Here is a 23337-nt window from a genome sequence, read left to right on the forward strand (position 1 = left end):
TAATATTTCGATAAGTGAATAATCTTAAAACTCACCTTATTTGCCTTGAATGTCCTAATGGATGCAATTTGAATCTTGATTGGAAAGCAGATCACTTGGTGGCTGTTTCTGGTAACGAGTGCGCTAAAGGCATTGTATTTGTCTCGCATACTTTAAAAAAGAAGCATAATGCACATATTGTTGTTGAGGCGGCATCGAAACATTTTAGTAAAGAGGTTTTGTCTCAAATTGTCTCATCTTGGGATCTTGTGCTTAGCCGCTTGCATTATGACATTATGATTCAAGGTAGTCCTGAGCGAAGTGTTTTTCGTGTTGTGATCGAAGACGATAAAAAAGATCGATATCTTTTAGAGGAGATTGCTCCCAAAACACTTAAAACAAAACAAAAAATTGTTCAAACACTCGATTTTTTATTTAATAAGAACCTTCGATACATTCAGCCCTTTTTGAAGAATAAAAATAATGATTGTATTATTTCGCATCAAAACAAGTTATGGCAGATGACCCCGTTTATTAAGGGCGCTTCACTTGATCGTCGAGAATATATGTATGATTATTGGCGCGGAGATCTTTTGGCTGATTTTTTAATTGAGCTTAAGAAAAAAACACAAGATGGAATGCTTTTGAAGGATGAAAAACAATTTTCTATCAAGAAATATGTTTATCGGTTATTGAGGGAAATTAAAGCTCACCAAAAAGATATTAAAAGAGAAGTTGATGCTGTTGTTTGCTTTCTTGAAAAAGAATTTATGGCTGTTCATGACGAGCTTCCTGTTTGCTTTTGTCACGGAGACTATCACCCGATGAATATTGTTTGGGGTGACAATAAAATTGAGTATGTTATTGATTGGGAATTTTTAGGAAATAAGCCTGAGATTTATGATGTTTGTAATTTAATCGGGTGTGTTGGCGTGGAGCATCCTTCTAGCTTGTATGAAGGGCTAATTATTCCTTTTATCAAGAAAATACGCGATTCAAAGATTTTTTCTGATATAAGTTTTCAATATTTGGTTGAATTTATAGTGGCGCTTCGTTTTGCCTGGCTTTCAGAGTGGCTGAGAAGAAAAGATCATCAGATGATAGAACTTGAATTGGCATACATGAATTTTTTAATTGAGCACAAAGAAGATCTTGAAAAAGTGTGGGGGATATAAAAGAATTCTTTTATTTAGAATAAGAGAACTAGGCAGAAAGCAATCGCGATGTGGTACGTTTATATCTTGGAGACAAAAGATAAAAGATTTTATACAGGCAGTACTAATGATGTTGATCGCCGGATGAAGATGCATGCAGAAGGCAAAGGTGCACGGTTTACGCGCATTTTTGGTTTTAAGAAACTTTTATATACCGAAGCTTGTGGTGAAACGAGAGCCGAAGCGCTTAAGCGTGAAAGAGAAATTAAGAAGCTGACTAAAGAAAAAAAGGTAGAGCTTGTTTATGGCAAGACAACTTAGCGTTTATTTGATGTCGATTGTAAGGACAAAAATATCATCTTGAAATTCTTTGTCTTTAAAGAAATTAAGCTTTTCAATAAGTTTTTGATTAAAAATTCCTGCTGAAAGGGCAAAATGGTTTTGGATAAAATTTTCAAATCGTTCTGTGCCGAATTCCTCCATTTTCTGATTCTTTATTTCTGTAACTCCATCTGTAAATAAGATAAGTTTATCTTTATTTAAAAATGATATTTTCTTTTCAAGTCCAGGCTCAGTATTTTCTTTTTCTGTCGGGATACCTAGAAGCATATTAAGGGATCCAAGCTTTTCAACTTTAGAGTCACGCGAGCGATAAAGATATTGACTAGGGTGTCCATGGTTAGCAAAGGTTAATTCCATTTTGCTAAAATCAAGGAGGCAACAAAATGCACTTAGAAACATGTGTATTTCTTTAAAATCGGTTTTAATAAAAGTGTTAAGACGTTCAAGCAGGATATTGGGATCTTGTGTTTCTTTAATAATGGTTTCGAACTCAGAATGAATGCGATTGACTAAAAGTGCGGCTGAAACGCCGTGACCGGTGACATCGCTAATGAAGAACAAAAGCTTATCATCATCAATAAAATGAAACTTAGCGTAGTCTCCGCCAATATAGGACATAGGAAGATAGCTAACAGAAATATCAGCAAGGTTTGTGCTTATTGATTTTGGAATCAGGGTTTTGTGAATACGCGTGGCAAGTTCAAGCTCTGTTTGCATTTGTTGATTTTTTAATTCAACTTCTTTTAAGAGAAGAAAGTTCTCAACATCGCGCGTGGTTTCTTTCTTCCGCACGACAAAACAAAGGAGTGCGGATAGTGACAGAAAAATAATCCCCATGGCCCAGGATTCATTTATTTCGGCGGATGTTTGGAGATAAGCGTAATGTGCAAAGATATAGAAGCTTACCAAGAGGTATAAGGCGAAATAGATTATGATAATGGGGATAATTTCAATTGCTGTCCAAGGCAAGATAAAGCAGCCAACAAACAAAGAAAATAAGTGGGCCAAGACAACGTCATCGATGGTTGTTGGATACAAAACATCGAGATAGGACATAAAGCTAATAATAGCAAAGACAGTAAGGTAACCATAGAATTTAATAAGTGAAAGATTGGCTGTTTTTTTAGACGCGATTGAAAGAAGAAGTATAGTGAATGTTAGCGCCAGGAAGGCAGTGTATTCTATTGAATAAAATGTAAAATCGTATTGGTAAATAAGATACAAAATATCATGAATAACATATCCAGTAAGATAAAATCCTACTGTAAGAAAGAAAATGAGACGAATTCTTTCACGGAACAGAAAAACATTTTGTTGTTCAAACTCGCTTTGATATTGGATAGGAATTATTCTTTTCTTTTTAAACATTCTTATTCTTTATCAGCTAAAAGTTTTATCCAGACTTCTCTTGAACGAGGACCATCAAATTCTACAAAGAAAATGCCTTGCCATGTACCAAGCTGGATTTCCCCATTTTCAATAATGAAGTTCTGAGAAAAATTAATCAAGCTTCCTTTTATGTGTGCGTCTGAATTTCCTTCTATATGCTTAAAATTATTATCTTGAGGAATGGTTTTTTGTAAAAAAGATAACATGTCGCGCTTGACATCTGGATCAGCATTTTCGTTAACCGTAATTCCAGCAGTTGTGTGTGGAGAAAAAACAGTTAATAATCCTGAGTGAAATTTCTCTTGTGAGAGGTATTGCTGAATTTGAGGTGTGATATCAATAATTTGGTTGCGATGTTGTGTCGAGATTTTAATCATGTGCATAGATTAATTATATAATGCATTTTTTGTTTCTCAACATATTTTCTTTTAATATGATATGAGAAATTATTCTTAACTTTATTAAAGTCGTTGATTTCGAGAACTTAGACAGCAAGCGAGTTTTAAGAATATGATTTATCGTTTTTGCCTTGTTTCGCGTGAATGAGTGAAGTAAAATAAACAAAGAAATTCTTTAAAGACTCTATGGTAAAAGTGTGCACTTAAAAAGGAGCTGATAATGAAAATTGGTAAAAAAACAGTTAAGGTGTTCAAAATGAAAAATCGCAGAGGATACGCAGCGCTTTGTTGTGATCATTTGACAGAAGGAGCGACCCAGAATCAAGCTTTAGGCCGGATGGAAAAGGCCTTGCTAAGAACAGAAAGAAAGCTGAAGAAGAAATAGATTCTTTCAGAATGCTCCATAAAATGTCCAAAATGAGTAATTAAGTGGGAATTTTATCCTATCTCAATCGGAATATTGTATTTTTTACTCCACCTCAAAGTATTTGAAAAATAAAGACTTAGAATAATTTCTAATTATGGAACTTTTTGCTTTGTTCGTTTGTCTAAGTAAGTAGAAAGGAAGTTTATGCAAGAGATTGCACAAGATATTTTGGAACGATCAGCCGCTGGTGATTTAGAGGCGTTTGAATCTCTTTATAAAGTCTCTAGCGGATTTGTTTATACCGTTGCTTTTCGTGTTTTGCATCGTCATCAGGATGCTGAAGAAATTACCCAGGATGTTTTTGTTAGCGTTTATAAAAATTTAGGGAAATTTGAATTTCGCTCATCTTTTAAAACATGGATTTATCGCATTACAATTAATGCAGCACTTAATCGGGCTAAAAAAAATTCTAAGGAAAGAAAAACCTCTGTTGTTTTGAATGATTATCAAATTGATAGTGAAAGTTATAAAAATCATCAAGAGCAGATGGAAAAAGATTCTAGCGGTTTAGCTCAGGAACTTTTAGAAGTCCTTAATCCTGATCAAAAGGCTTGTGTTATTTTAAGAAGTATTGAGGGTTTGAGTTATCACGAAATTGCGGAATCTTTAAAGATTAAGATCAACACCGTTCGTACACGCTTAAAAAGAGCTAGAGAAAAAATGAGCGAGTATTATAAAAAGCGAGGTGATTATGATGAATTGTAAAAATATTCGAAAATTATTGTTAACTGATTATGTTGATAACGAGACGAGTGATTTAATGCGTAAAACTATTGAGAATCATCTGCTGGATTGCCAGAATTGCAGAGAATTTGCTTCAAGCACTAAAAAAGCTGTTTTTGATTCCTTCTCTGAAGTCGAGCGATTTTCTCCTCCGGCAGAATTGTGGCATAAAATAAAAGAAAAGATTGAACAAGACCCTAAAGAAAAGATGTTTTTCAACAATATTTATTTCTTTAAGAATATTAGAAATATCTTTATTTTATCTCGATTTGCAGTTGTTTTAGCGAGTATTTTAATAATTGTTTCGTTAGTTTTATTTATTAAAAACTCAAATCAGAACGTAGCTCTTGAAAGCCAAGAAAAAGAAAATATTATTTATCTTGTATCTTTAGATCAAGAAATCAGCTCTGATTCTGATTCTGGAAGCTTGGGAACAAGTATTGAAGAATATTTTTTATAAAAAGGAACTTTTTTAGATTTAAGGTTGTCTAAGATTATTGAAAGGGGGAAATGGTTATGATTAACAGAAAAAAGATTATAGCTGGAGTTGTGGTAGTAATGTTTTTTGCTTGGACAAATATTGCACAGGCAAGGGGTCACAATGGAATGAAAAAAAATGGTCCTCGTACAGAAGTCCGGGGTCCAAGCGAGGAACAGATTCAGAAGATGGAGAAGAATCTAGGAATTACGGAGGATCAATCATTGCAGCTAAGAAGTCATCGTGAGGGACATCAGATAAAGATGGAAAGTCTTATGAAACAAATGAAAGAAAAACGTGAAGCGTTAAAGCAAGAGTTAGAAAAAGCAGATACAGATCAGGCGTCTGTTGAGGTTTTGTCAGCTGAACTAAAAAACGTGCAAGCGCAGATGGTTGACGAAAGGATTAATGGCATTTCAGAAGTAAAATCAATCTTGACACCTGAGCAATTTGAGGAGTTTAAAGGAAAAATGAATAAAAAAGAGCGTTTTCGTAAAGAAAAAAGTTGGAAAAAAGGTGACGCTGAAGAAGAGAGGATGCCATCGTCTCGATTTGATGATGATTTTTAATAATAAATGAAAGAAAGAAAAAGGGCTCTGCTTAAATAAGCAGAGCCCTTTTTTGTCTATCTTTTTTATTTAAAAGTTTTTAGTGTTTCCCATGTTTTTGAGCCGACAACACTATCAGGCGTAAGTCCATTGTCCTTTTGAAAATTTGAAATTGCATTGATTGTGTTTGGTCCAATTTTTCCATCAACATTGCCTTCATAGTATCCGGCGTTTTTTAAAGCGATTTGAATCTCTGCAGGAGTTGCGTTAACGCGAATGATACCAAGCCCATCTTTAGATTCAAGAACTTCTGGTGAAAGTTTTTTTGGTTCAGTCAGTTTAGTTAGCTGATTGTTTTTTTCTTCGATTTGCTTTGTGAGACCATTAATTTTATCGTAAAGACGAGAAATTTCTTGATCTTTTTTATTAATATTATTTTCTAAAAGATGAACACGATTAGTGAGTTCATCGGTTTGAGGCTGATATTTTTGTGTTGTCTGACAGCCAGCAAAGATAAGTCCTGAAGCCATAAGCAGAAGAAGTATTTTTTTCATGAGAGTCTCCTTGTGAATAAAAGTTAATAGGTAAGCTGATTGTAGTGCATAAAGAATTTTATTTCAAGAAACATTTTGTATACTAGAAAGATATTGACAGTGCTTAAATTTGATTCTACTATCAATAAATATTAATAATCGAAAGGAGCGCATTATGGGTTGCTGTGATCAAAAGAAGGAAAATTCTATTGTTAAATGGTTTAAAAATTTTATAGAGAAAATGGATAAGAAGATGGAGAAGGAAAGCCAGAAAAGATCTTGTTGTTCAGATAAAAAGGACGGAAGCGGATCATGCTGCGGGTAGTTGTTGATTGGCTTGTTTATTCTTTGCTGAAGCTTGACCCAGCATCTCGCTGGGCAGGTGCTTTACATTTTTTTATTTACGATACAGTTAAAATTATGCTTTTGTTGTTTTTTATGATTGCTTTTTTTGGATTTTTACGCAGTTTTATTGATCAGCATCGAATTAAAGCTTGGCTTGTTGAAAAAAAGATCTTTGCCAATTTCTTTGCATCTCTTTTTGGTGCATTAACGCCTTTTTGTTCTTGTTCATCAATCCCGATTTTTTTAAGTTTTGTTAAGTTAGGCGTTCCTTTAGGGGTTATGTTTTCTTTCTTGATTACATCGCCGCTGATCAATGAATATTTGGTTGTTTTGATGCTTGGATTTTTTGGATGGAAGATTACAAGTATTTACGTCTTTAGCGGAATGTTTATCGGAGTTTTTGTTGGGGCAATTCTTGGAAAACTTAAGCTTGAGAAATATTTAGTGAAAGATTTAATTGCAGATACAGCACAAGCATTGAACATTGTTGAATATCGCGGAATAAAACAGAGAATTTTGTTTGGTGTTAGTGAGGCGGTGAGTATTTTAAGGCGACTATGGTTTTGGATTATTGTTGGTGTTGGCGTTGGAGCATTGATTCATAATTATGTTCCTAAAGAGGCTATTGATTCAGTACTTAGCCGAACAGGTATTTTTTCTGTTCCTATTGCAACAATTTTAGGCGTTCCAATGTACGGAAGTTGCGCGGCGATTGTGCCGATTGCTGTAGCTCTTTTTAAAAAAGGTGTGCCCTTAGGAACCGCACTTGCTTTTATGATGGCAACAAGTGCTTTGAGTCTTCCGGAGGCTATTATTTTAAGACGAGCAATGAAGCTGCAGCTTATTGTTATTTTCTTTGGAATTACGACATTTGGTATTATTTTTACAGGATATTTATTTAATTTTTTGCAAACACTTCTAGTTCAATTTTAAAATTATATGAAGAAAAAAGTTTTATTTGTTTGTATTCATAATTCTGCGAGAAGTCAGATGGCAGAAGAAATTTTAAGAAAACTTGCATCTAATCGTTTTGAAGTTGAGAGCGCTGGACTTGAGCCAGGCGTTATCAATCCTTTGGTAGTTGAAGTCTTGAAAGAGCAGAAGATCGATATTTCGCATAAAAAAACACAATCTGTCTCTAGTCTTATTGAGAGCGGGAAGAAGTATGATTATGTCGTTACGGTTTGTGATGAAGCTTCTGCTGAACGATGTCCTGTTTTTCCGGGAGATGCGAAAAGGCTTCATTGGGGGTTTGAAGATCCATCGAAGCTTCAAGGAACGAATCAAGAAAAAATGCAAAAAATTAGCATAATTCGAGATCAGATCAAAGATAAAATTAAACAGTGGATTAATTAAGAGCATTAATTCTAAAGGAGCTTGCGGGATGTCTGTAAAACGATTTTCAACTTTTGAAGGCGTTTTTATTCCAAGTCTTTTAAGTATTTTTGGCGTTATTATGTACTTGAGGCTTGGTTGGGTTGTTGGGCAAGTTGGATTGTTTGGTGCTATTTTGATTATTTTGTTAAGCAATATCATCAGTCTTTCAACGGGGTTGTCTGTTTCTTCGATTGTTACAAATATTCGCATTGGTCACGGCGGCGCATATTCCATCATTACAAAATCTTTAGGCGTCGAAGCAGGAGGTGCGATTGGATTGCCGCTTTATTTCGCACAAGCACTTTCTGTTGCTTTTTATGTTGTTGGTTTTACTGAATCTTGGATTTACGCATTTCCACAGCATGATTTCTTGATGGTGTCATTAATTGTTTGGTTTTGTGTTTTGTTGGTTTCCTACTTTAGTGCACGATTGGCTTTTCGGTTGCAATATGGTGTTTTAGTTATTATCGCTATATCGCTTTTTTCTATATTTTTAAGTGCGACGACTGCCGGCGTTTCACAGCCTTTGCATTTTCCAAGATTCTCCGGTGATTTCTTTAAAACATTTGCTGTTTTTTTTCCAGCGGTTGCAGGATTTATGGCAGGGCTTTCTATGTCTGGAGAATTAGAGGATCCAAAGAAAAGTATTCCTGCGGGAACCCTTTGGGCAATTTTTGTAAGTATTGTTGTCTATTTATGTTTGGCTTTTTGGTTTTGGAGTCATGCTTCCGCTGATTCACTCATAAATAATACAGCATTGATTGTTGACTTGGGTCGCTGGCGAATCCCTATTCTTGCGGGAATCATGGGAGCAACTCTTTCGTCTGCTTTGAATATGTGTGTAACAGCGCCAAGGACATTGTTTGCGTTAAGTCAAAAAATGGGAATTCCTGCTTTAAAGCCATTTATTTATCGTAATCAGCAAGGGGAGCCAACCACAGCAATTCTTTTGACCTCTTTTATTGCTTTGATTACAATTTTAGCTGGAACCCTTAATCAGGTTGCAAGCCTATTAACTATGTTTTTCCTGATTACATATGGCTTGATTAATCTTTCAGTTTTGATTGAACAAAGTATTGGCATTGCAAGCTTTCGTCCTTCTTTTAGAGTATCAAAACTTATTTCTTTTAGCGGTGCTTTGGGTTGTGTGATTGTTATGTTTTTGATCGACTCTTTGTTTAGCGTGATCTCTATTGGCATTATTTTGATTTTGTATTTGTGGCTGATAAAAAAAGAAACAAAAAGATATTCTCCCGATGTTCGAAGCGGGCTTCTTATTTTTTTAGCAGAAAAAATGGCCAGGGCTGCAGCTCGATTGCCGTATTATCCTAAAATTTGGAAACCGAATGTTATTGTTCCTGTTGAGGATATTGGAAGATTTTTTTCTTCAGTTCCATTGATTCATTCAATTATTTATCCGAGCGGGAGGCTTACAGCGTTTCAAATCTCAGATAAAGAAAATAAAGAAAAAGATCGTCAGAAAATCTTCGAAGTCCTAGAGCCTTTCCGAGAAGATGGGATGTTGGTCGAAGCTCTTGTCGCGCAAGCGACTGACGTTGTTTTGGGGTCAGTGACGGTTTTACAGACAATTAAAAATACGCATTTTCCTCCTAATACATTTCTTTATCTATTGTCTAGTGATTCATCATCAGATGAAAAAGCGCTTCAGATTATTCAACAAGCTTGTGTTGAAAATCTTGGCGTTATTATTTTAAAAGAAGGAGTTGAGGTTGAGTACCAGGAAGATCGAATCATTAATCTATGGATTCGAAAAGGAAGTCCAAATATCGATCTTTCGATTTTAACAACATTACAACTTCAAAAAAATTGGGATGGATTTATTCGACTTTTGCAAATTGTTGATTCTAAAGAAGAGCAGGATGACGCTATTGCTTATCTGGTGCGTTTGGCAGAGCTGATGCGTCTTCCAGAAGGTGTTGATGTCCAGGTTTTAGTTGGTCAGTTTCCATTTATTTTGGAGCAGGCTCCTGTTGCGGATATTAATATTCTTGGAATGGCACAGAATCCAGATTTAGGCTTAATTCGAACAGTTTCAGATTTTGTTAAGACACCGGTTTTGTTCTTAAGGGATTCATCACATGAAAGTGCAACAGCTTAACAAAAGACCTACATTTTTTCTTTAAATGCAGTATAATAGAATAACTTTTCAACCATTTATTTAAAAAAAAGGGGGGCGCAATGAAGGAATTAGAAATAAATAAAAAACTTCGTTTTTGGCAGATCATTGTTTTAATTCAACTTATTTTGGTTATTTTTCTAGGGCTGTTAGTTTATGCACAAAAGTCAGATATAATTTCACAAAAAACATATATCAGTGTATTGCAAAATGGAATAGCCGTTCGAGATCAAAACACTCGTATCTTGTCTAAACGACTTGTCGCTGCCATGACGCTTTTGCAATCAGCTGCACAAGAGATAACACAAGGTGGCGCTTTAACTCAAGAAGGAGCTGTGGGTCAACAGCAATAAGCATAACAGAAGAAAGCGTTTTTTCTTTAGTTTCTGAAGGCCTTCTTTTTTCTTATTTTTATGCTATATTTAATTTAGGTGGATTCGTTCTTTGTAGTTGTTGTTCGGTATTTTTTTTCTAGCCCCGCCAGGGGATGATTTCTCTGGCGGGGTTTTTAGTTAAATCAAAGCTTGTAAATTAAGAATTCATGTTAAAAGAAGCGACATTTTCTGTTTTATTTCAATATTCTTGAAGTATAATAAGGATATTTTTAAATCCTTAAGAGAGTTAAATATGATTCCAACAAAGAATTTAATTATTTTATTTAGCACTTTTGTTTTAGTTATTTTTTTAGTTCTTGTTTTCTTTTTTCCTTCTGAGGAAAAAAGAAAGAAGAAGAAAAAGAAAAAGGCTCTTGAGAAACAAATTTCGCCAGAAGAAAAAGAGTGGCAAGATACGGCTTTTAAACTAAAAAAACATATTGAGAAACTAAACCAAGAAATTAATTTTCTTAAGATTGAGCAAAAGAAATCTTTTGATCAACTTAAAGAAGAAAAGCAGGCTACAGCGAAGCTTGAAGAAAAACTAAAAAGAGAAAAGAAATGGTTTATCGAGCAAGAAGCTTCTTTGGGTCAGCGCACTAACGATATGCGTAAGCTAAAAATGGAAATGGATCGCGCTCAAACGGAGCGAGAAAAAGAGTATTCTCTAAGGCTTGGAAGCGAGCGTGAAACTAGAGAGCTTAAAAAAGATATAGAAGAGGCTAACAAAGAAAGAAAAGAATTGCTTTTAAAGGTTATGGAGCTAGAGTTTCAGCTTAAGTCGCAAAAGGAAGAGACCGCGGAGTTTAAAGCGGTTAATAAACAATTGCTTAAAGAAAAAGCGATTGAAGAAAAGCAGTGGATCGCAAAAGCTGAATTTGTAAAATTGGAAAAAATTCTTAAAGAAAAAGAAAAAGAAATTAAAAAGCTTCAAGAAGATCGGCATCGATAATCCTTATGTTTTCCAAAAGAACCGAGTGGTCCTTAGAAAAAAATCCTCTTACCCTCTTGTTTGAAGATTTAAAGAATAAAAATCATGCAATTTTTGATCTAACAATATCCAATCCTACAAAATGTGCTATCGATTATCCTCAAGATCAGATTTTGCAGGCACTTTGTGATAATAAGAATATTTTTTATGATCCAGCATCATTTGGCTCTTTAGCTGCGCGCAAGACTGTTGCGTCTAATTCTCGGCAATCTGAATTTCTTATTGATCCTGATCAGGTCATCTTGACATCAAGCACAAGCGAGGCGTATTCTTTTTTATTTCGTTTGTTGTTAAATCCAGATGAGCATATTTTGCTACCGAGACCAAGTTATCCTTTGTTTGAATTTTTAGCTAATTTAAATGATGTTGAAGTTGATTTTTATCCTTTTGTTTATGACGAGGAGTGGAAAATAGACTGCGATGCACTGGAGGGGCTGATTAAGGGGACTACAAAAGCTATTGTATTGGTTAATCCTAACAATCCGACTGGGTCTTTTGTAAAACCTGCTGAGCTAAAAAAGATTAATCAAATTTGCAAAGAAAATAATATCTCTATTATTTGTGATGAAGTTTTTTTAGACTATGGATTTAAAGAGGACAAAGGTGCTTTGCATAGTTTATCTTCAAACAAAGAAGTTCTGACTTTTGTTTTAGGAGGACTATCAAAGGCGCTAGGCTTGCCGCAGATGAAGCTATCTTGGATTTTAACGTCAGGACCTGAGGATATGGTAAAAGAGGCGTTGAATCGTTTGGAAGTGATTGCAGACACGTATCTTTCGGTTTCAACTCCTTCTCAAAATGCGCTAGCGAAATGGTTTAATTTAAAGGCAGACATACAAGGGAAAATTAAAGATCGGTTGGCACATAATAAAGGTATTTTAAACGATATTTTCTTGGATAAAAATCATTTATGCCAAATACTGAAAGCTGATGGGGGATGGTATGCTGTTATTAAAGTTTTGACTAATGTTCAGGAAGAGAGCTTTGTTTATAATCTTTTAAAGGAAAAACAGGTTTTTGTTCATCCAGGGTATTTTTTTGATTTTGAAGATGAGCCTTATTTAGTCGTTAGTCTTTTAACTAATCCTGAGATATTTGAGCAGGGACTTCAGAGAATTGCATCGTACCTTGATTTGACTGTAAAACCATGATCAAGGAATAGGCTTGCAAACTTTTTTGTATTTGATAATATGTTAATATTATTATATATTCTTATAAATATTAATAGGGGGAGAAATGGGGCAAAGACCATCTTGGGATGAATATTTTCTGAAATTAGCTATGTTAGCCTCTGAAAGGGCTACTTGTCCGCGGATGCATTGTGGGTGTGTTCTTGTGAGGGATAAAAACGTTATTGCTACTGGCTATAATGGATCGATTCCAGGGGATGACCATTGTGAGGATGTGGGCTGTTGGGTTGTTGAGAATCATTGTATTCGCACAAATCATGCGGAGATGAATGCTCTTATGCAAGCGGCCAAGAAGGGTCATGTTGTTGATGGTTCAACTGCATATGTGACAAATATGCCGTGCACGACTTGTGCGAAAGCATTGATTGCTTCTGGCATCAAAAGGGTTGTTGTTTTTTCAGATTTTCATGATACATTGGCAGTTCAGTTCTTTAGAAAAGCCAATATCGCGATTGATAAGATTGCTAAGCCATCGAATCAAATTGAGTATGATTTAGACAGCTATTCTTCGGCGAGGAAATAATTTAAGAGATTCTTGATTGATATGATTTTTTTTGAAACGAGGCAACCATTTAAAAGACAAGGTTGCCTTGTTTAGCGTAAAGAGAAGAATATAGAATATAAAATTTTAACAGTAGATGACGAGTCTACATTCTTAGCTGGACGATAAGATTTTCTGAGTAGAAAGAAAAAGGACAATTAAGCATATGAAATTATTTATTATTATTTTGGCTATTGTTGTTGCTTTTATTTCGTTTGTTCGCTATATCGAAAGAAAAAGTATTTTTTTTCCAGACAAAGATCTTGTGATGCATCCACATCATTTTCTTTCCGATGGTAAGGACGTCTATTTTGCAACAGAAGATGGAGTTATTTTAAATGGATGGTTCTTTAAAAATAATGATGCCTCAGCCACAGTTTTGTTTTTTCATGGAAACGCCGGAAACGTAAGCCATCGGTTAGAAAAAGTTTCAATGTTTTATAACATGGGATTGAATGTTTTTATTGTTGATTATCGTGGATACGGACGAAGTGGCGGGGCTCCAAGCGAGCAAGGGCTTTATCGAGATGCTAGGGCTGCCTACGACTATCTTTTAAGTCGTGATGACGTTAAGGCTAGAAGAATTATTGGTTACGGAGAGTCTTTGGGAGGGGCTGTTATCATTGATTTGGCACAAAATCGTAAATTTGCTGCTTTAATTGTTGATTCGACTTTTCCGCGGATTGTTGACATGGCCAATTTGGTTTACCCGTATATTCCTGGATTTTTATTAACAATAAAAATGGATTCTTTAAGCAAAATTGAGACTATTGATGCTCCAACTTTATTTATTCACAGCTTTGATGATGAAATAGTTCCGATAAATCTTGGAAAAAAACTTTTTGATGCTGCGCAAGAACCTAAAAGGTTTCTAGATATAAACGGTAGTCATAATGATGGATATCGAAAATCGGCAGAGACGTATATTGATGGCATTAAAGATTTTCTTGAAGATTGGAGGCTTATTTGATAAATCATAGATTTTTACGAACATCTAAAATGAAAATTTTAGGTCCAGATTCTAAACCGATTACTTTAAAAGGTGTTAATTTAGGCGGATGGTTGATGATGGAAGGCTATATTATGCATGCGCCCAATGAAGGGGTGCAAAAGTTTAAAAGAAATTTTGCAAAGCAACTCGGATCGAATGCGCTTAGAACTTTTGAAAAAGAATTTATAAAAACATTTATTCAGGAAAAAGATATTAAGAATATCGCTCAACTTGGGTTTAATTGTATTCGTTTACCTTTTCATTATAAATTAGTTGAAAGCAAACCTTATCAGTATAGCAAAGAAGGCCTTCGGGCTATTGATCAAGTTATTGAATGGGCAAAGAAATATAATATTTACATAATCCTTGATTTGCATGCTGCCCCAGGATGTCAAAACCATGATTGGCATTCGGATAGCTTAGGAAAAGCTGATTTGTGGCGAAACGAGAGTTTTCAAAAGCGCACATATGCGCTTTGGGAATTTCTAGCGAGACGCTATAAAGATAATCCGACAGTTGCTGGATATGATATTTTAAACGAGGCTGTTATTCACGATGCACAGAAATTAAATCGTTTTTATAAAGAGGTTATCAAGCGCATTCGTTGCGCTGATAAAAATCATATTCTTTTTGTTGAGGGGAATCTTTGGGCGACGAATATTGAATGTTTGGATAATTTTCAAGATGATAACTTGGTTTTAAGTATTCATTTTTATCATCCGATTGATTTTTCTTTTAATTTTATGCCAAGGCTTTCTTATCCGTTGAAAAAAATATGGAATAAGACAATGCTTAAAAATATGGTTGAAAATTATGCGAATTTTGCAAAAAAGCGATCTTGCCCGATATTTGTTGGCGAGTTTGGGATTAATTATCGTTATGATCAATACGGGGAAGTAGGTTATTTACAATATATTCTTAATCTTTTCAAAAAGCATAAATTTCATTGGACCTATTGGACATATAAAGCGATCAAAAACGCACATTTTCCAGATGGGATATTTAGTTATTATCCAAATAGCCCTTGGGTTAATCGGCAAGGTCCAAAAATCGGCTGGGAAACCTATGTTGATTTGTGGTTAAAATCGAAAAAAGAAATAATTCAATCTTGGGACACAGAGCACTTTGATCCTAATATAAAAGTTGTGGAGACTCTTAAGCATGCTGCCTGTGACTGAAATTATAAGTTTTGGCAATTTTCGCATCAAAGAAGTTGTTAAACTTCGTCAAAGAGCTACACGAGATGAGACAGGCCTGACAATTGTTGAAGGTCTTCGTGAAACAAGACGAGCTTTTGATGCAGGAATTGTTTGCCAGGATGTTTATTGTTCTCAGTGTTTTTTTGATCAAAACAAAGAAGATAGTTTTGTCGTTGAGCTGATGGAGAGGGTAGAAAATATTTTTTGTGTCAAAGATAAAGTTTTTGAAAAGATTTGTTTTGGAAATCGAAATGAAGGTATTCTGGTTGTGTGCAAACAGCCTCAGTATAAATTTTCTGATTTGAAGTTGTCTAAGAATCCTCTTGTTATTGTTCTTGAATCACTTGAGAAGCCAGGAAACTTAGGTGCGATTTTGCGGACTTGTGATGGTGCTGGCGTTGAGGCGATTATTGTTTGCGATCAAGTGACTGATATTTACAACCCGAATGTTGTTCGATCGAGTACGGGAGTTATTTTCTCAATCCCAATTGTGAGAACAACAAGTCAAGAAGCTGTTCAGTTTTTAAAAGAAAAAAAGATAAGTATTTGCGCAACTTTTTTAGAATCAGAAAAGAAGTATACTCAGATAGACATGAACAAACCAATAGCAATTGTTGCAGGAAGCGAGCAAAGAGGGCTTGATAATTTTTGGCGTCAAGCGGCCGATGATTTTGTTTTTATTCCAATGGTAGGGCAAGCTGATTCTCTCAATGTCTCTGTTGCAACATCGATTGTGCTTTATGAAGCCGTCCGTCAACGAAACAAATAATATCCGCTTACAAGTTTTCTTATCGCGTTGTGGTGTTTGTTCGAGGCGTAATGCGATGGAGCTTATTCAATCGGGCAAAGTGTCGGTTAACGATCGTATTGTCTTTGAGCCATCGACACCTGTTGATCCCCAAAAAGACAAAGTATGTGTTGATAAAAAGTTGATTTCTTCAAAGCAATATGAGTATATTCTTTTAAACAAGCCAGCTGGATATACGACGACGTCAAAAGATCCTTTTGCAAAGAAAACTGTTTTTGATCTTTTGCCTAAAGAATTTAAAAAGTTAAATCCTGTCGGACGCCTAGATAAAGACACAGAGGGATTGCTTATTTTTACTAATGATGGCGATCTTGCTTATAAATTAACACACCCAAAATTTAATATTGATAAGGTTTATAAAGTAATTATTGTTGGGCAGCTTAAGCCAGAAAGTCGAGCTGTGTTAGAGAAAGGCGTTGTTTTAGATGGAAAGAAAACAGCGACATGTAAAATTTCTGATATTCGAGTATCCGACAATCAAACAACGCTATTGATTAAGATTCATGAAGGAAGAAAGAGGCAAGTACGTTTGATGTTTGGCCAAATAAAGCACTTTGTTCGATATTTAAAGCGAGAAGAGCAAGGGCCTGTAAAGTTAGGTTCATTAAAATTAGGAAAATGGCGACAATTAACTTCGCAAGAGTTAAGAAGTCTTAAGGCCTTATGATTACAATTACAAATCTCTCTAAGAATTTTACAAACCGAACATTGTTTAATGATGTTTCAATTAGTATTTATCCCAATGAAAAAATTGGTCTGACAGGCCCTAACGGCGCTGGAAAAACAACATTATTTTCTATTATTCGTGGGGAAATGGAAGCGACTGGCGGAGAAGTCCAGATACAAAAGAATTTAAATATTGGATATTTACCTCAAGAAACTTCTTTTCGTTCAGACCGGACTGTTATCGAAGAACTAACATCTGGTGATGACCGAATGATTGTGCTGAAAAAGGAAAAAAGAAAACTTGAGGATGAAAATAGAGCCGATAGCATGCGTTATGGTGATGTTTTAGATGAGCTAGAGCAGTTAGGTGTTTATGATCTTGAACATCGGGCAGAAAAAATTCTTTCTGGACTTGGATTTCATGAAAGAGATTTTAACAAGCCAGTGTGTCATCTGAGTGGCGGTTGGCAGATGCGGACACTTTTAGCGAAGCTTTTGACGTATCAATATGATTTACTTTTATTAGATGAGCCTACGAATTATCTTGATTTAAATGCAACTCTCTGGCTTAAAGATTTTTTAAGTCATTATCAGGGAACGTTTGTTATTATTTCGCATGATAAAATATTTCTAGATGATGTAACAAATTATAATATTGTTTTAGAAAATGCACGCATTGTAAAGGTTAAGGGAAATTATTCGGATTACGAAGAGTCGAAAGTTCAAGAAGAAGCCACCCTTGAGAAAAAGCAGCGTATCATAGAAAAAAAGAAACAACAGCTAGAACGTTTTTGTGATCGTTTTCATGCACAGCCAAACCGCGCATCTGCTGTGCGTAACAAGCGAAAAATGATTGAGCGTATGGAAACAGTTGAAATTGAAGGTAGGCGGAAAAGTATTAAAGGTTTTGAATTTTCTGATACAAAGCGAAGTGCTTACAATGTGATTACATTGGAAAATGTTTCAAAATCATATGGCGAGACAAATGTTTATCAAGGCTTAGATTTTGAAATTATTCGAGGACAAAAGGTTTGTTTGGTTGGAGAAAATGGAGCCGGAAAGTCTACTCTTTTAAAAATGTTAGCAGGTGTTCTTGATATTGATCAGGGCAATCGTCGTGTAGGTCAAAATGTGGATATTGGATATTTTTCTCAAACTCGTTTGGATGTTTTGAATCCGAACCGAACAGTTTTAGAAGAGGTGTCTGTAACTTCGCAGGGAAGAGTTCGAGCGCAAGAAGTGCGCAGTCTTTTAGGACTTTTTAATTTTCATGGGGATGATGTTTTTAAAACAATACGAATTTTATCTGGAGGGGAAAAAAGCCGTGTTATTTTAGCGAAGCTTTTGATCGATCCGCCAAACTTTATTTTATTAGATGAGCCAACAACGCATTTAGATATTGATGGGGTTGAAGCGTTGACAAAAGCTTTTAGGGCATATGAAGGTACGCTTTGCTTTATTAGTCATGATTTATTTTTTGTTAAACAAATTGCAGACCATATTGTAGAAGTTAATTATGGTCAATTAAAGCAATTTCATGGTAGGCTCGATTATTATCTTGAAAAACGAGGTCTGATCGATGAGAAATTGGCACAAGATAAAAAGAAAATAAAGCACGAGAAGAAAAAAGAAACGAAGCAGAATAAGGAACAAGAAAAATCTAGTTCTGTTGTTGAACAGCTTCACAAAAAACATAAGGAAGCTTTAAATAAGATTGCTAATAATAAGAAAGAAATTAAAGAATTAGAAAAAGAAAAACAAGAGCTGGAAACAGAAAGCTATGTTAAGGCGCGCGTTCTTTCTGATCCCCACAGCCAAAGAGATGGCGAAACGCTTAAAAGTTATGGAAAGCGTTTAAAGTTTATTCATCAGCGTATTCGAGAGATTGAATCGCTTATTGAGCGTTTAATTAAAGAAAATCGTGAAATAAATAGTTAATATGAAATTAAAAGCCGATCTTCATGATATTTTCTCAGATGGACACAGGCTTGAGAGCACGCTTGCCGGCATTATGGAAGAGGCTCAAGAAAAACGGGTAAAGCTTGTTGAGATCATTCCTGGAAAAGGATCGGGACAGCTTAAAAAACATGTTTTAAAATTTTTGGAAAAGAATTATAAGAACATTTATCATCGAATAGAAAAAGACGATAAGAATTGGGGCCGAATTTTTGTTCATTTTCGTTGGAAGTAAATTGGTTTTTTAGGATTTAAAAGGAGAAAAGAAAATGCGCTACATTATATTTCTTTTGTTGTTTAGTTTTTTATTCTCGGGTTGCGGTATTTTTCATGTTCAAGAAATTATGCGCATTAAAGCCGTGTCCGCTAATATGGATGAGCAGCAGAAATATGTGGATGCTAAGAATGAAGAGTTTGAAAAGCTCCTCAAGATCGTCAAGGAAGGAAAGATATCGAATTATAAAACTCAAAAAGATTTTGTTAAAGAGTTCGGCGATCCTGTTTTTAGCAAGCAACTTTCGAAACAAGAAGAATATTCTGAAGTTTGGCTTTATCGATATTGCGATAAAATGTTCGGGTCTGAAAAAGTGTATTTGTATTTTGATGATGCAGGAAACTTAATAAAATGGGAACATCGATTACCAAAGTCGCAATAAGAAAAATTTATCAAAAACTTTTTTCTATTTTTGGTCCACAAAAATGGTGGCCTGCCAAGACTCGCCTGGAGGTTATTATTGGCGCAATTCTCGTTCAGAACACTAATTGGAGTAATGCGGAAAAGGCGATTGACAATTTGCGTAAACGCCAGCTATTGTCCGTAGAGAAATTAAAAAGTATTAGTGTTCAAAAGCTTGCTTTGGTTATCAAGCCTGCTGGATATTTTCGTGTTAAAGCAAAACGATTAAAGAATTTTATTTATTTTCTTTTCAAAGAATTTGATGGCAGTCTCAATAAAATGGCTAAGGAGAAAAGTCAATTATTGCGCCAGAGACTTTTATCTGTTAATGGCATAGGACCGGAGACTGCAGACTCAATTATTTTGTATGCGTTTAATAAGCCTGTTTTTGTTGTGGATGCATATACAAAAAGGATTTTCTCTCGTCATCAATTTGTTAAAAGTACTGTAGACTACCAGACTCTCCAGAACTTATTTCTAGAGAGCCTGGCGGTCAATACAACGATGTTTAATGAATATCACGCATTGATTGTTTATCTGGGAAAAACATTTTGTAAGCCTAAAAAACCGCTATGCTCACTGTGTCCGCTCAGAGATTTTCTTCACGTGGTTTAAGAGACGAGTAAAGATTGATCTTTGAAAGATGAAAAATTTTCCCTCAAAACATCTCTTAAGTGTTCGTCAAATAAAATAACAGTTTGATAGATAGGCTCAGCTGATGCTGTATTTTTTTGCGATGATCGAAGAATTTGTGATTTAAATCGAATATTTTTTCCAAATCGTTTGCTTGGAAAAATAATTTTTATTTCAACAGAGGCGTTTCTTTTTAGGCAAGAATGAGTTTCGCATGAAACACCAAGAAGGCTGATATTTTTTGAAGATGTTTTGATAATGATGTTATCAAATATAATTTCGATAGGAAAATTAACATTAAAACGTCGGTAGCGTCTTTTTTCTAAGAAAATATCTATTTCTTGAGAAGCGCCTAGTCGTGCAATTTTCCAAGTGTGACCATATTTGTTGATCCAATCAAGCGCAGCTGTTGCAAATCCGATTTCTTTTTTACGTTTTTCACTCTCAATCCATTTGTGCTTGCGGATTTCCATAAGTGCTAAATTATCTTTTAGAAATGAATATTTCTTTTGCATTTCGCCTCCTTTCTTAGGGGTTCGATAAATGATGAAGAATGATTATAGCAATCGAAAAATTGAATTCAAGGGTTAAAACAAATATTTTAAAAATAAAATTTAGAGTTTATAATAAAAATAAGATTCAACAGTCATTCAGAGGAAACAGAAGGAAAAACAATTTATATATGCTTGTAAAAACGATTGTACATATTGATATGGATGCTTTTTTTGCATCTGTTGAACAGGCTGATAATCCTGCATTAAAGGGTAAGCCGGTTGTCATCGGAGCAGACCCGAAGCATGGCAAAGGCCGTGGCGTTGTTTCGACATGTTCTTATGAAGCAAGAAAGTTTGGCATTCATTCGGCGATGCCGATATCAGCGGCATATCAAAAGTGTCCTCATGCGATATTCTTGCCGGGTCGAATGTCTCGTTATCGCGAGATTTCAGATCATGTTTTTAGAATCCTTTATGATTTTACTCCAGACATTGAGCCGATTAGTATCGACGAAGCTTTCCTGGATATTACAGGAACACGTCGTTTGCACGGAACGGCTGTAAAGACATGTTTAAAAATAAAAGAACGGATTAATAAAGAGACAGGCTTGACCGCCTCTGTTGGCATTGCTCCTATAAAGATGGCAGCAAAGATTGCCTCAGATCTTTGCAAGCCTGATGGCATTCTTGAGATTAAAAAAGATAAGATGTTAGATTTTTTGTGGCCACTTCCCATTGAAAAATTGTGGGGCGTAGGACCTAAAACAAAAATATATCTAAATAAACTTGGCATTCAAACAATTAAGGATTTAGCCAAGCATTCCAGGCAAGAGCTTTGTCAGAAACTTGGTGAGTCTGGAGATCATTTTTATTATTTGGCAAACGGCATTGATCCGCGCGGTGTTGAGTTGGAAGGAGAGACAAAGTCTGTTAGTCATGAGCATACTTTTGAAATTGACACGAAAGACAAAGAAGTTTTATATAAAATATTATTATATTTAAGTGAAAAAGTTTCTCGTCGTTTAAGACTTGAGGGGCTGAAAGGGAAGACGGTTACAATCAAAGTACGATATGAAGGCTTTCAAACATATACGCGTGCAGCGACGCTTGGTTTTTCAACGAATTTTGTTGATAACATTTATCAAAAAGCAAAAGAGTTGTTTGAGGGATTTTATTCTGCATCAAATAAAGTGCGCTTAATTGGCGTTAAGGTTTCTAATTTTAAGAATTTGTATGTTCAAGAGAATTTGTTTGAGGATCAGACGGATAAGAAAAAAGAGTGTATTCATAAGGCGGTTGATTCTATTAAGGATAAATATGGCGAGAAGTCTATTCATCGAGCAGCATAAAAAATGCTTTACAGAAATGGTGAGTTTAAGGATACTATATACCATATGAAAAATATTGTTATTCATATAGGGGATTTAGAAATTCGGGCTAAATTAAACGGTTCTCAAACTGCGGGTCTTATTTGGGATAGTCTTCCGATTAAATCGTTTACAAGTCTCTGGGGCGAGGAAATTTATTTTCAGATACCGGTCAAATGTGATTTGGAGGAAGGTTTTTCGTCAGAGGCAGCGGAAATAGGAGATTTGGGATATTGGCCTGAGGGAGATTGTTTTTGTATATTTTTTGGCCCTACGCCAATTAGCAAACCAGGAGAGATTCGTCCGGCAAGCAATGTTAATATTGTTGGAAAGATTGAAGCTGATTGGCAGGTTTTAAAGTCTGTTGGTGAGAATGAGACCGTTCTCATTGAAGAAGATGGTCAATAAATAAAGTTTCAAAATTTAAAGTTTTAATATTCCGACACGTTGCACGTGTGGGATAAATTCGTGCGGCTGGCTTGACGTTGCCTTAAGGGCTTCCGTAAGCCAGGCATTCATTTAAGGAGTATTTATGCAAATTTCTGTATGGGTTTTAATCGGGTCTGTTGCCGCTATTGTTGTTTCATTTGTTGTGTCGATTCTTATATTAAAGGAAATCGTTCGTAAAGAAGTGCGTCAGGAATTTGATTTTTCAAGAGGGCAACTTCAGGAAAAGTCAGAGACAGAAATGGAAATTAAGAAACAAGCTGTTGAAAGCTCTGTCAAAGATTTAAAAGAATCGATTGATAAGTATGCCCAGATGGTGCATCGTTTCGAAAAAGATCGTGATGAAAAATATGGAAGCCTTGCTAATGAGCTTAAGAATACTTCGCAGGCAACCGTTCGATTGCAGGAAACGACAAGTCAATTAACAAATGTTTTGGGGAATAACCAAAAGCGTGGCGAGTGGGGTGAACGAATGGCAGAGGACATTATCCAGCTCTGCGGACTTCGCGAAGGGGTTAATTATAAAAAACAAGCTAAAATTGATTCTTCTGGAACTAAGCCAGATTATACCTTTTTGCTTCCTAATAAGCATAAAATTAATATGGATGTAAAGTTTCCTCTGAGCAATTATCAGCAGATGGTCAACGCTGAAGATGTTAATCAAAAAGATATGCATAAAAAGCAATTTTTGTCTGACGTTAAACAGCGGCTTAAGGAGATTCAGAATCGATCATATATTAATCCTGCAGAAGGAACGCTTGATTTTGTGTTGGTTTTTATTCCTAATGAGCAAGTTTTTGGTTTTATTCAGGAGAATTTTCCAGGGTTGGTGGATGAGGCATTAAAGCAAAAGGTTGTTTTATGCTCACCTTTTACTTTGTATTCGATGCTTTCTGTTATTCGTCAGGCGTTTGAGAATTTTTATTATGAAAAAGCGACAAAAGAAATTATTCGTATGATTGATCTTTTTGTTAAGACATACGCTACGTTCAAAGAACGCTTTGCGTCATTGGGCGATGCAATGAAAAAAACTGTTCATCTGTATGCGGATATCCGCGACAAAAGCTTTAAGAATTTAGATACAAAGATTAATCGCATCGAAGATTTTAAAAAGGGAAAAATGTCCTCTTCAGAGGAACCTCTTATTATTGATGTCAAAGAAGAAGGTGAGTAG

Annotated in this window: 29 protein-coding genes; 25 read left to right on the forward strand and 4 right to left on the reverse strand. The window is 35.3% G+C overall.

What is annotated here, in order from left to right; all coding sequences use genetic code 11:
• Positions 1-14 precede the first annotated feature (14 nt).
• Both PHY73_02275 and PHY73_02280 read left to right on the forward strand, forming a co-directional pair.
• A complete protein-coding gene (locus PHY73_02275) occupies positions 15-1154 on the forward strand; it encodes a phosphotransferase (GenBank protein ID MDD3374532.1) in 1140 nt (379 codons plus the stop codon).
• A 48-nt stretch (positions 1155-1202) separates the two neighbouring features.
• The gene (locus PHY73_02280; protein MDD3374533.1) at positions 1203-1454 is read left to right on the forward strand and encodes a GIY-YIG nuclease family protein; all 252 of its coding nucleotides are present in this window, start codon (positions 1203-1205) and stop codon (positions 1452-1454) included.
• A gap of 3 nt (positions 1455-1457) precedes the next feature.
• Here PHY73_02280 and PHY73_02285 read toward each other — a convergent pair whose 3' ends face one another.
• Positions 1458-2843: a PP2C family protein-serine/threonine phosphatase gene (locus PHY73_02285; protein ID MDD3374534.1), complete on the reverse strand. Its 1386-nt coding sequence runs from the start codon at positions 2841-2843 to the stop codon at positions 1458-1460.
• A gap of 2 nt (positions 2844-2845) precedes the next feature.
• Positions 2846-3247, reverse strand: coding sequence for a secondary thiamine-phosphate synthase enzyme YjbQ (locus PHY73_02290; GenBank protein MDD3374535.1), 402 nt, complete (start codon positions 3245-3247; stop codon positions 2846-2848).
• 235 nt (positions 3248-3482) lie between these two features.
• On the opposite strand from PHY73_02290, the gene PHY73_02295 reads away from it, so the two are divergent.
• The 4 genes from PHY73_02295 (at position 3483) to PHY73_02310 (ending at position 5459) form a co-directional block, all read left to right on the forward strand.
• The gene (locus PHY73_02295) at positions 3483-3647 is read left to right on the forward strand and encodes a hypothetical protein (protein ID MDD3374536.1); all 165 of its coding nucleotides are present in this window, start codon (positions 3483-3485) and stop codon (positions 3645-3647) included.
• A gap of 186 nt (positions 3648-3833) precedes the next feature.
• Positions 3834-4394: an RNA polymerase sigma factor gene (locus tag PHY73_02300; GenBank protein MDD3374537.1), complete on the forward strand. Its 561-nt coding sequence runs from the start codon at positions 3834-3836 to the stop codon at positions 4392-4394.
• Complete coding sequence (locus PHY73_02305; protein MDD3374538.1) at positions 4381-4872, forward strand: zf-HC2 domain-containing protein; 492 nt, start codon at positions 4381-4383, stop codon at positions 4870-4872. The genes PHY73_02300 and PHY73_02305 overlap by 14 nt, the downstream gene beginning before the upstream one ends.
• 56 nt (positions 4873-4928) lie before the next feature.
• The gene (locus PHY73_02310) at positions 4929-5459 is read left to right on the forward strand and encodes a Spy/CpxP family protein refolding chaperone (GenBank protein MDD3374539.1); all 531 of its coding nucleotides are present in this window, start codon (positions 4929-4931) and stop codon (positions 5457-5459) included.
• 65 nt (positions 5460-5524) lie between these two features.
• Here the strand turns inward: PHY73_02310 and PHY73_02315 are convergent, their stop codons facing one another.
• On the reverse strand, positions 5525-5992 hold the full coding sequence (locus PHY73_02315; GenBank protein MDD3374540.1) for a peptidoglycan-binding domain-containing protein: 468 nt from the start codon (positions 5990-5992) through the stop codon (positions 5525-5527).
• A 154-nt stretch (positions 5993-6146) separates the two neighbouring features.
• Between PHY73_02315 and PHY73_02320 the strand changes: the two genes are divergently transcribed.
• The 16 genes from PHY73_02320 (at position 6147) to PHY73_02395 (ending at position 19837) form a co-directional block, all read left to right on the forward strand.
• Positions 6147-6296, forward strand: coding sequence for a hypothetical protein (locus PHY73_02320; GenBank protein ID MDD3374541.1), 150 nt, complete (start codon positions 6147-6149; stop codon positions 6294-6296).
• Complete coding sequence (locus tag PHY73_02325) at positions 6284-7249, forward strand: permease (GenBank protein ID MDD3374542.1); 966 nt, start codon at positions 6284-6286, stop codon at positions 7247-7249. The genes PHY73_02320 and PHY73_02325 overlap by 13 nt, the downstream gene beginning before the upstream one ends.
• A 6-nt stretch (positions 7250-7255) precedes the next feature.
• Positions 7256-7672, forward strand: a complete 417-nt coding sequence (locus PHY73_02330) for an arsenate reductase ArsC (GenBank protein MDD3374543.1) — start codon at positions 7256-7258, stop codon at positions 7670-7672.
• A 28-nt stretch (positions 7673-7700) separates the two neighbouring features.
• On the forward strand, positions 7701-9812 hold the full coding sequence (locus PHY73_02335) for a hypothetical protein (protein ID MDD3374544.1): 2112 nt from the start codon (positions 7701-7703) through the stop codon (positions 9810-9812).
• Between the two features lie 80 nt (positions 9813-9892).
• Positions 9893-10183, forward strand: a complete 291-nt coding sequence (locus PHY73_02340; GenBank protein ID MDD3374545.1) for a hypothetical protein — start codon at positions 9893-9895, stop codon at positions 10181-10183.
• Between the two features lie 274 nt (positions 10184-10457).
• The gene (locus tag PHY73_02345; GenBank protein ID MDD3374546.1) at positions 10458-11156 is read left to right on the forward strand and encodes a hypothetical protein; all 699 of its coding nucleotides are present in this window, start codon (positions 10458-10460) and stop codon (positions 11154-11156) included.
• Positions 11157-11161: 5 nt separating this feature from the next.
• Positions 11162-12346 carry a pyridoxal phosphate-dependent aminotransferase gene (locus PHY73_02350; GenBank protein MDD3374547.1) on the forward strand — a complete coding sequence of 395 codons (1185 nt, stop codon included), beginning with the start codon at positions 11162-11164 and terminating at the stop codon, positions 12344-12346.
• An 85-nt stretch (positions 12347-12431) separates the two neighbouring features.
• A complete protein-coding gene (locus PHY73_02355; GenBank protein ID MDD3374548.1) occupies positions 12432-12908 on the forward strand; it encodes a deaminase in 477 nt (158 codons plus the stop codon).
• Positions 12909-13092: 184 nt separating this feature from the next.
• Positions 13093-13896, forward strand: coding sequence for an alpha/beta hydrolase (locus tag PHY73_02360; protein ID MDD3374549.1), 804 nt, complete (start codon positions 13093-13095; stop codon positions 13894-13896).
• Positions 13893-15095, forward strand: a complete 1203-nt coding sequence (locus PHY73_02365) for a glycoside hydrolase family 5 protein (protein MDD3374550.1) — start codon at positions 13893-13895, stop codon at positions 15093-15095. Before PHY73_02360 ends, PHY73_02365 begins: the two co-directional genes overlap by 4 nt.
• Positions 15079-15885: an RNA methyltransferase gene (locus PHY73_02370; protein ID MDD3374551.1), complete on the forward strand. Its 807-nt coding sequence runs from the start codon at positions 15079-15081 to the stop codon at positions 15883-15885. Before PHY73_02365 ends, PHY73_02370 begins: the two co-directional genes overlap by 17 nt.
• Positions 15857-16591 carry a pseudouridine synthase gene (locus PHY73_02375; GenBank protein MDD3374552.1) on the forward strand — a complete coding sequence of 245 codons (735 nt, stop codon included), beginning with the start codon at positions 15857-15859 and terminating at the stop codon, positions 16589-16591. The genes PHY73_02370 and PHY73_02375 overlap by 29 nt, the downstream gene beginning before the upstream one ends.
• Positions 16588-18528, forward strand: coding sequence for an ABC-F family ATP-binding cassette domain-containing protein (locus PHY73_02380; protein MDD3374553.1), 1941 nt, complete (start codon positions 16588-16590; stop codon positions 18526-18528). The genes PHY73_02375 and PHY73_02380 overlap by 4 nt, the downstream gene beginning before the upstream one ends.
• 1 nt (position 18529) lies before the next feature.
• Positions 18530-18781 carry a Smr/MutS family protein gene (locus tag PHY73_02385; GenBank protein ID MDD3374554.1) on the forward strand — a complete coding sequence of 84 codons (252 nt, stop codon included), beginning with the start codon at positions 18530-18532 and terminating at the stop codon, positions 18779-18781.
• Between the two features lie 34 nt (positions 18782-18815).
• Entirely contained in the window at positions 18816-19202 is a 387-nt protein-coding gene (locus PHY73_02390; protein MDD3374555.1) for a hypothetical protein, read from the forward strand.
• Positions 19172-19837, forward strand: a complete 666-nt coding sequence (locus PHY73_02395; protein ID MDD3374556.1) for an endonuclease III domain-containing protein — start codon at positions 19172-19174, stop codon at positions 19835-19837. The genes PHY73_02390 and PHY73_02395 overlap by 31 nt, the downstream gene beginning before the upstream one ends.
• On the opposite strand, the gene PHY73_02400 is transcribed toward PHY73_02395, so the two are convergent.
• Positions 19834-20370 (reverse strand): PilZ domain-containing protein, encoded by a 537-nt coding sequence (locus tag PHY73_02400; protein MDD3374557.1) that lies wholly within the window; start codon positions 20368-20370, stop codon positions 19834-19836. The two genes, PHY73_02395 and PHY73_02400, sit on opposite strands and share 4 nt — an antisense overlap.
• A gap of 167 nt (positions 20371-20537) precedes the next feature.
• Between PHY73_02400 and PHY73_02405 the strand changes: the two genes are divergently transcribed.
• The 3 genes from PHY73_02405 to rmuC all read left to right on the forward strand — a co-directional run bounded on the left by PHY73_02405 (position 20538) and on the right by rmuC (position 23337).
• Positions 20538-21698, forward strand: a complete 1161-nt coding sequence (locus PHY73_02405; protein ID MDD3374558.1) for a DNA polymerase IV — start codon at positions 20538-20540, stop codon at positions 21696-21698.
• Between the two features lie 45 nt (positions 21699-21743).
• On the forward strand, positions 21744-22124 hold the full coding sequence (locus PHY73_02410) for a cyclophilin-like fold protein (GenBank protein ID MDD3374559.1): 381 nt from the start codon (positions 21744-21746) through the stop codon (positions 22122-22124).
• Between the two features lie 124 nt (positions 22125-22248).
• Positions 22249-23337 (forward strand): DNA recombination protein RmuC, encoded by a 1089-nt coding sequence (rmuC, locus tag PHY73_02415; GenBank protein MDD3374560.1) that lies wholly within the window; start codon positions 22249-22251, stop codon positions 23335-23337.

This window comes from Candidatus Omnitrophota bacterium (genome assembly GCA_028693815.1).
Lineage (GTDB): Bacteria > Omnitrophota > Gorgyraeia > Zapsychrales > Aceulaceae > Aceula.

Bases quoted from the DNA above. Each gene is read 5' to 3' on its own strand.
- PHY73_02405 (MDD3374558.1), top strand. From the start codon at position 20,538: ATGCTTGTAAAAACGATTGTACATATTGATATGGATGCTTTTTTTGCA.
- PHY73_02340 (MDD3374545.1), top strand. From the start codon at position 9,893: ATGAAGGAATTAGAAATAAATAAAAAACTTCGTTTTTGGCAGATCATT.
- PHY73_02400 (MDD3374557.1), bottom strand. From the start codon at position 20,370: ATGCAAAAGAAATATTCATTTCTAAAAGATAATTTAGCACTTATGGAA.
- PHY73_02380 (MDD3374553.1), top strand. From the start codon at position 16,588: ATGATTACAATTACAAATCTCTCTAAGAATTTTACAAACCGAACATTG.
- PHY73_02280 (MDD3374533.1), top strand. From the start codon at position 1,203: ATGTGGTACGTTTATATCTTGGAGACAAAAGATAAAAGATTTTATACA.
- PHY73_02375 (MDD3374552.1), top strand. From the start codon at position 15,857: ATGAAGCCGTCCGTCAACGAAACAAATAATATCCGCTTACAAGTTTTC.
- PHY73_02305 (MDD3374538.1), top strand. From the start codon at position 4,381: ATGATGAATTGTAAAAATATTCGAAAATTATTGTTAACTGATTATGTT.
- PHY73_02315 (MDD3374540.1), bottom strand. From the start codon at position 5,992: ATGAAAAAAATACTTCTTCTGCTTATGGCTTCAGGACTTATCTTTGCT.
- PHY73_02330 (MDD3374543.1), top strand. From the start codon at position 7,256: ATGAAGAAAAAAGTTTTATTTGTTTGTATTCATAATTCTGCGAGAAGT.
- PHY73_02385 (MDD3374554.1), top strand. From the start codon at position 18,530: ATGAAATTAAAAGCCGATCTTCATGATATTTTCTCAGATGGACACAGG.
- PHY73_02370 (MDD3374551.1), top strand. From the start codon at position 15,079: ATGCTGCCTGTGACTGAAATTATAAGTTTTGGCAATTTTCGCATCAAA.
- PHY73_02310 (MDD3374539.1), top strand. From the start codon at position 4,929: ATGATTAACAGAAAAAAGATTATAGCTGGAGTTGTGGTAGTAATGTTT.
- PHY73_02285 (MDD3374534.1), bottom strand. From the start codon at position 2,843: ATGTTTAAAAAGAAAAGAATAATTCCTATCCAATATCAAAGCGAGTTT.
- PHY73_02350 (MDD3374547.1), top strand. From the start codon at position 11,162: ATGTTTTCCAAAAGAACCGAGTGGTCCTTAGAAAAAAATCCTCTTACC.
- PHY73_02300 (MDD3374537.1), top strand. From the start codon at position 3,834: ATGCAAGAGATTGCACAAGATATTTTGGAACGATCAGCCGCTGGTGAT.
- PHY73_02320 (MDD3374541.1), top strand. From the start codon at position 6,147: ATGGGTTGCTGTGATCAAAAGAAGGAAAATTCTATTGTTAAATGGTTT.
- PHY73_02295 (MDD3374536.1), top strand. From the start codon at position 3,483: ATGAAAATTGGTAAAAAAACAGTTAAGGTGTTCAAAATGAAAAATCGC.
- PHY73_02345 (MDD3374546.1), top strand. From the start codon at position 10,458: ATGATTCCAACAAAGAATTTAATTATTTTATTTAGCACTTTTGTTTTA.
- PHY73_02395 (MDD3374556.1), top strand. From the start codon at position 19,172: ATGGGAACATCGATTACCAAAGTCGCAATAAGAAAAATTTATCAAAAA.
- rmuC (MDD3374560.1), top strand. From the start codon at position 22,249: ATGCAAATTTCTGTATGGGTTTTAATCGGGTCTGTTGCCGCTATTGTT.
- PHY73_02325 (MDD3374542.1), top strand. From the start codon at position 6,284: ATGCTGCGGGTAGTTGTTGATTGGCTTGTTTATTCTTTGCTGAAGCTT.
- PHY73_02360 (MDD3374549.1), top strand. From the start codon at position 13,093: ATGAAATTATTTATTATTATTTTGGCTATTGTTGTTGCTTTTATTTCG.
- PHY73_02290 (MDD3374535.1), bottom strand. From the start codon at position 3,247: ATGCACATGATTAAAATCTCGACACAACATCGCAACCAAATTATTGAT.
- PHY73_02410 (MDD3374559.1), top strand. From the start codon at position 21,744: ATGAAAAATATTGTTATTCATATAGGGGATTTAGAAATTCGGGCTAAA.
- PHY73_02355 (MDD3374548.1), top strand. From the start codon at position 12,432: ATGGGGCAAAGACCATCTTGGGATGAATATTTTCTGAAATTAGCTATG.
- PHY73_02390 (MDD3374555.1), top strand. From the start codon at position 18,816: ATGCGCTACATTATATTTCTTTTGTTGTTTAGTTTTTTATTCTCGGGT.
- PHY73_02335 (MDD3374544.1), top strand. From the start codon at position 7,701: ATGTCTGTAAAACGATTTTCAACTTTTGAAGGCGTTTTTATTCCAAGT.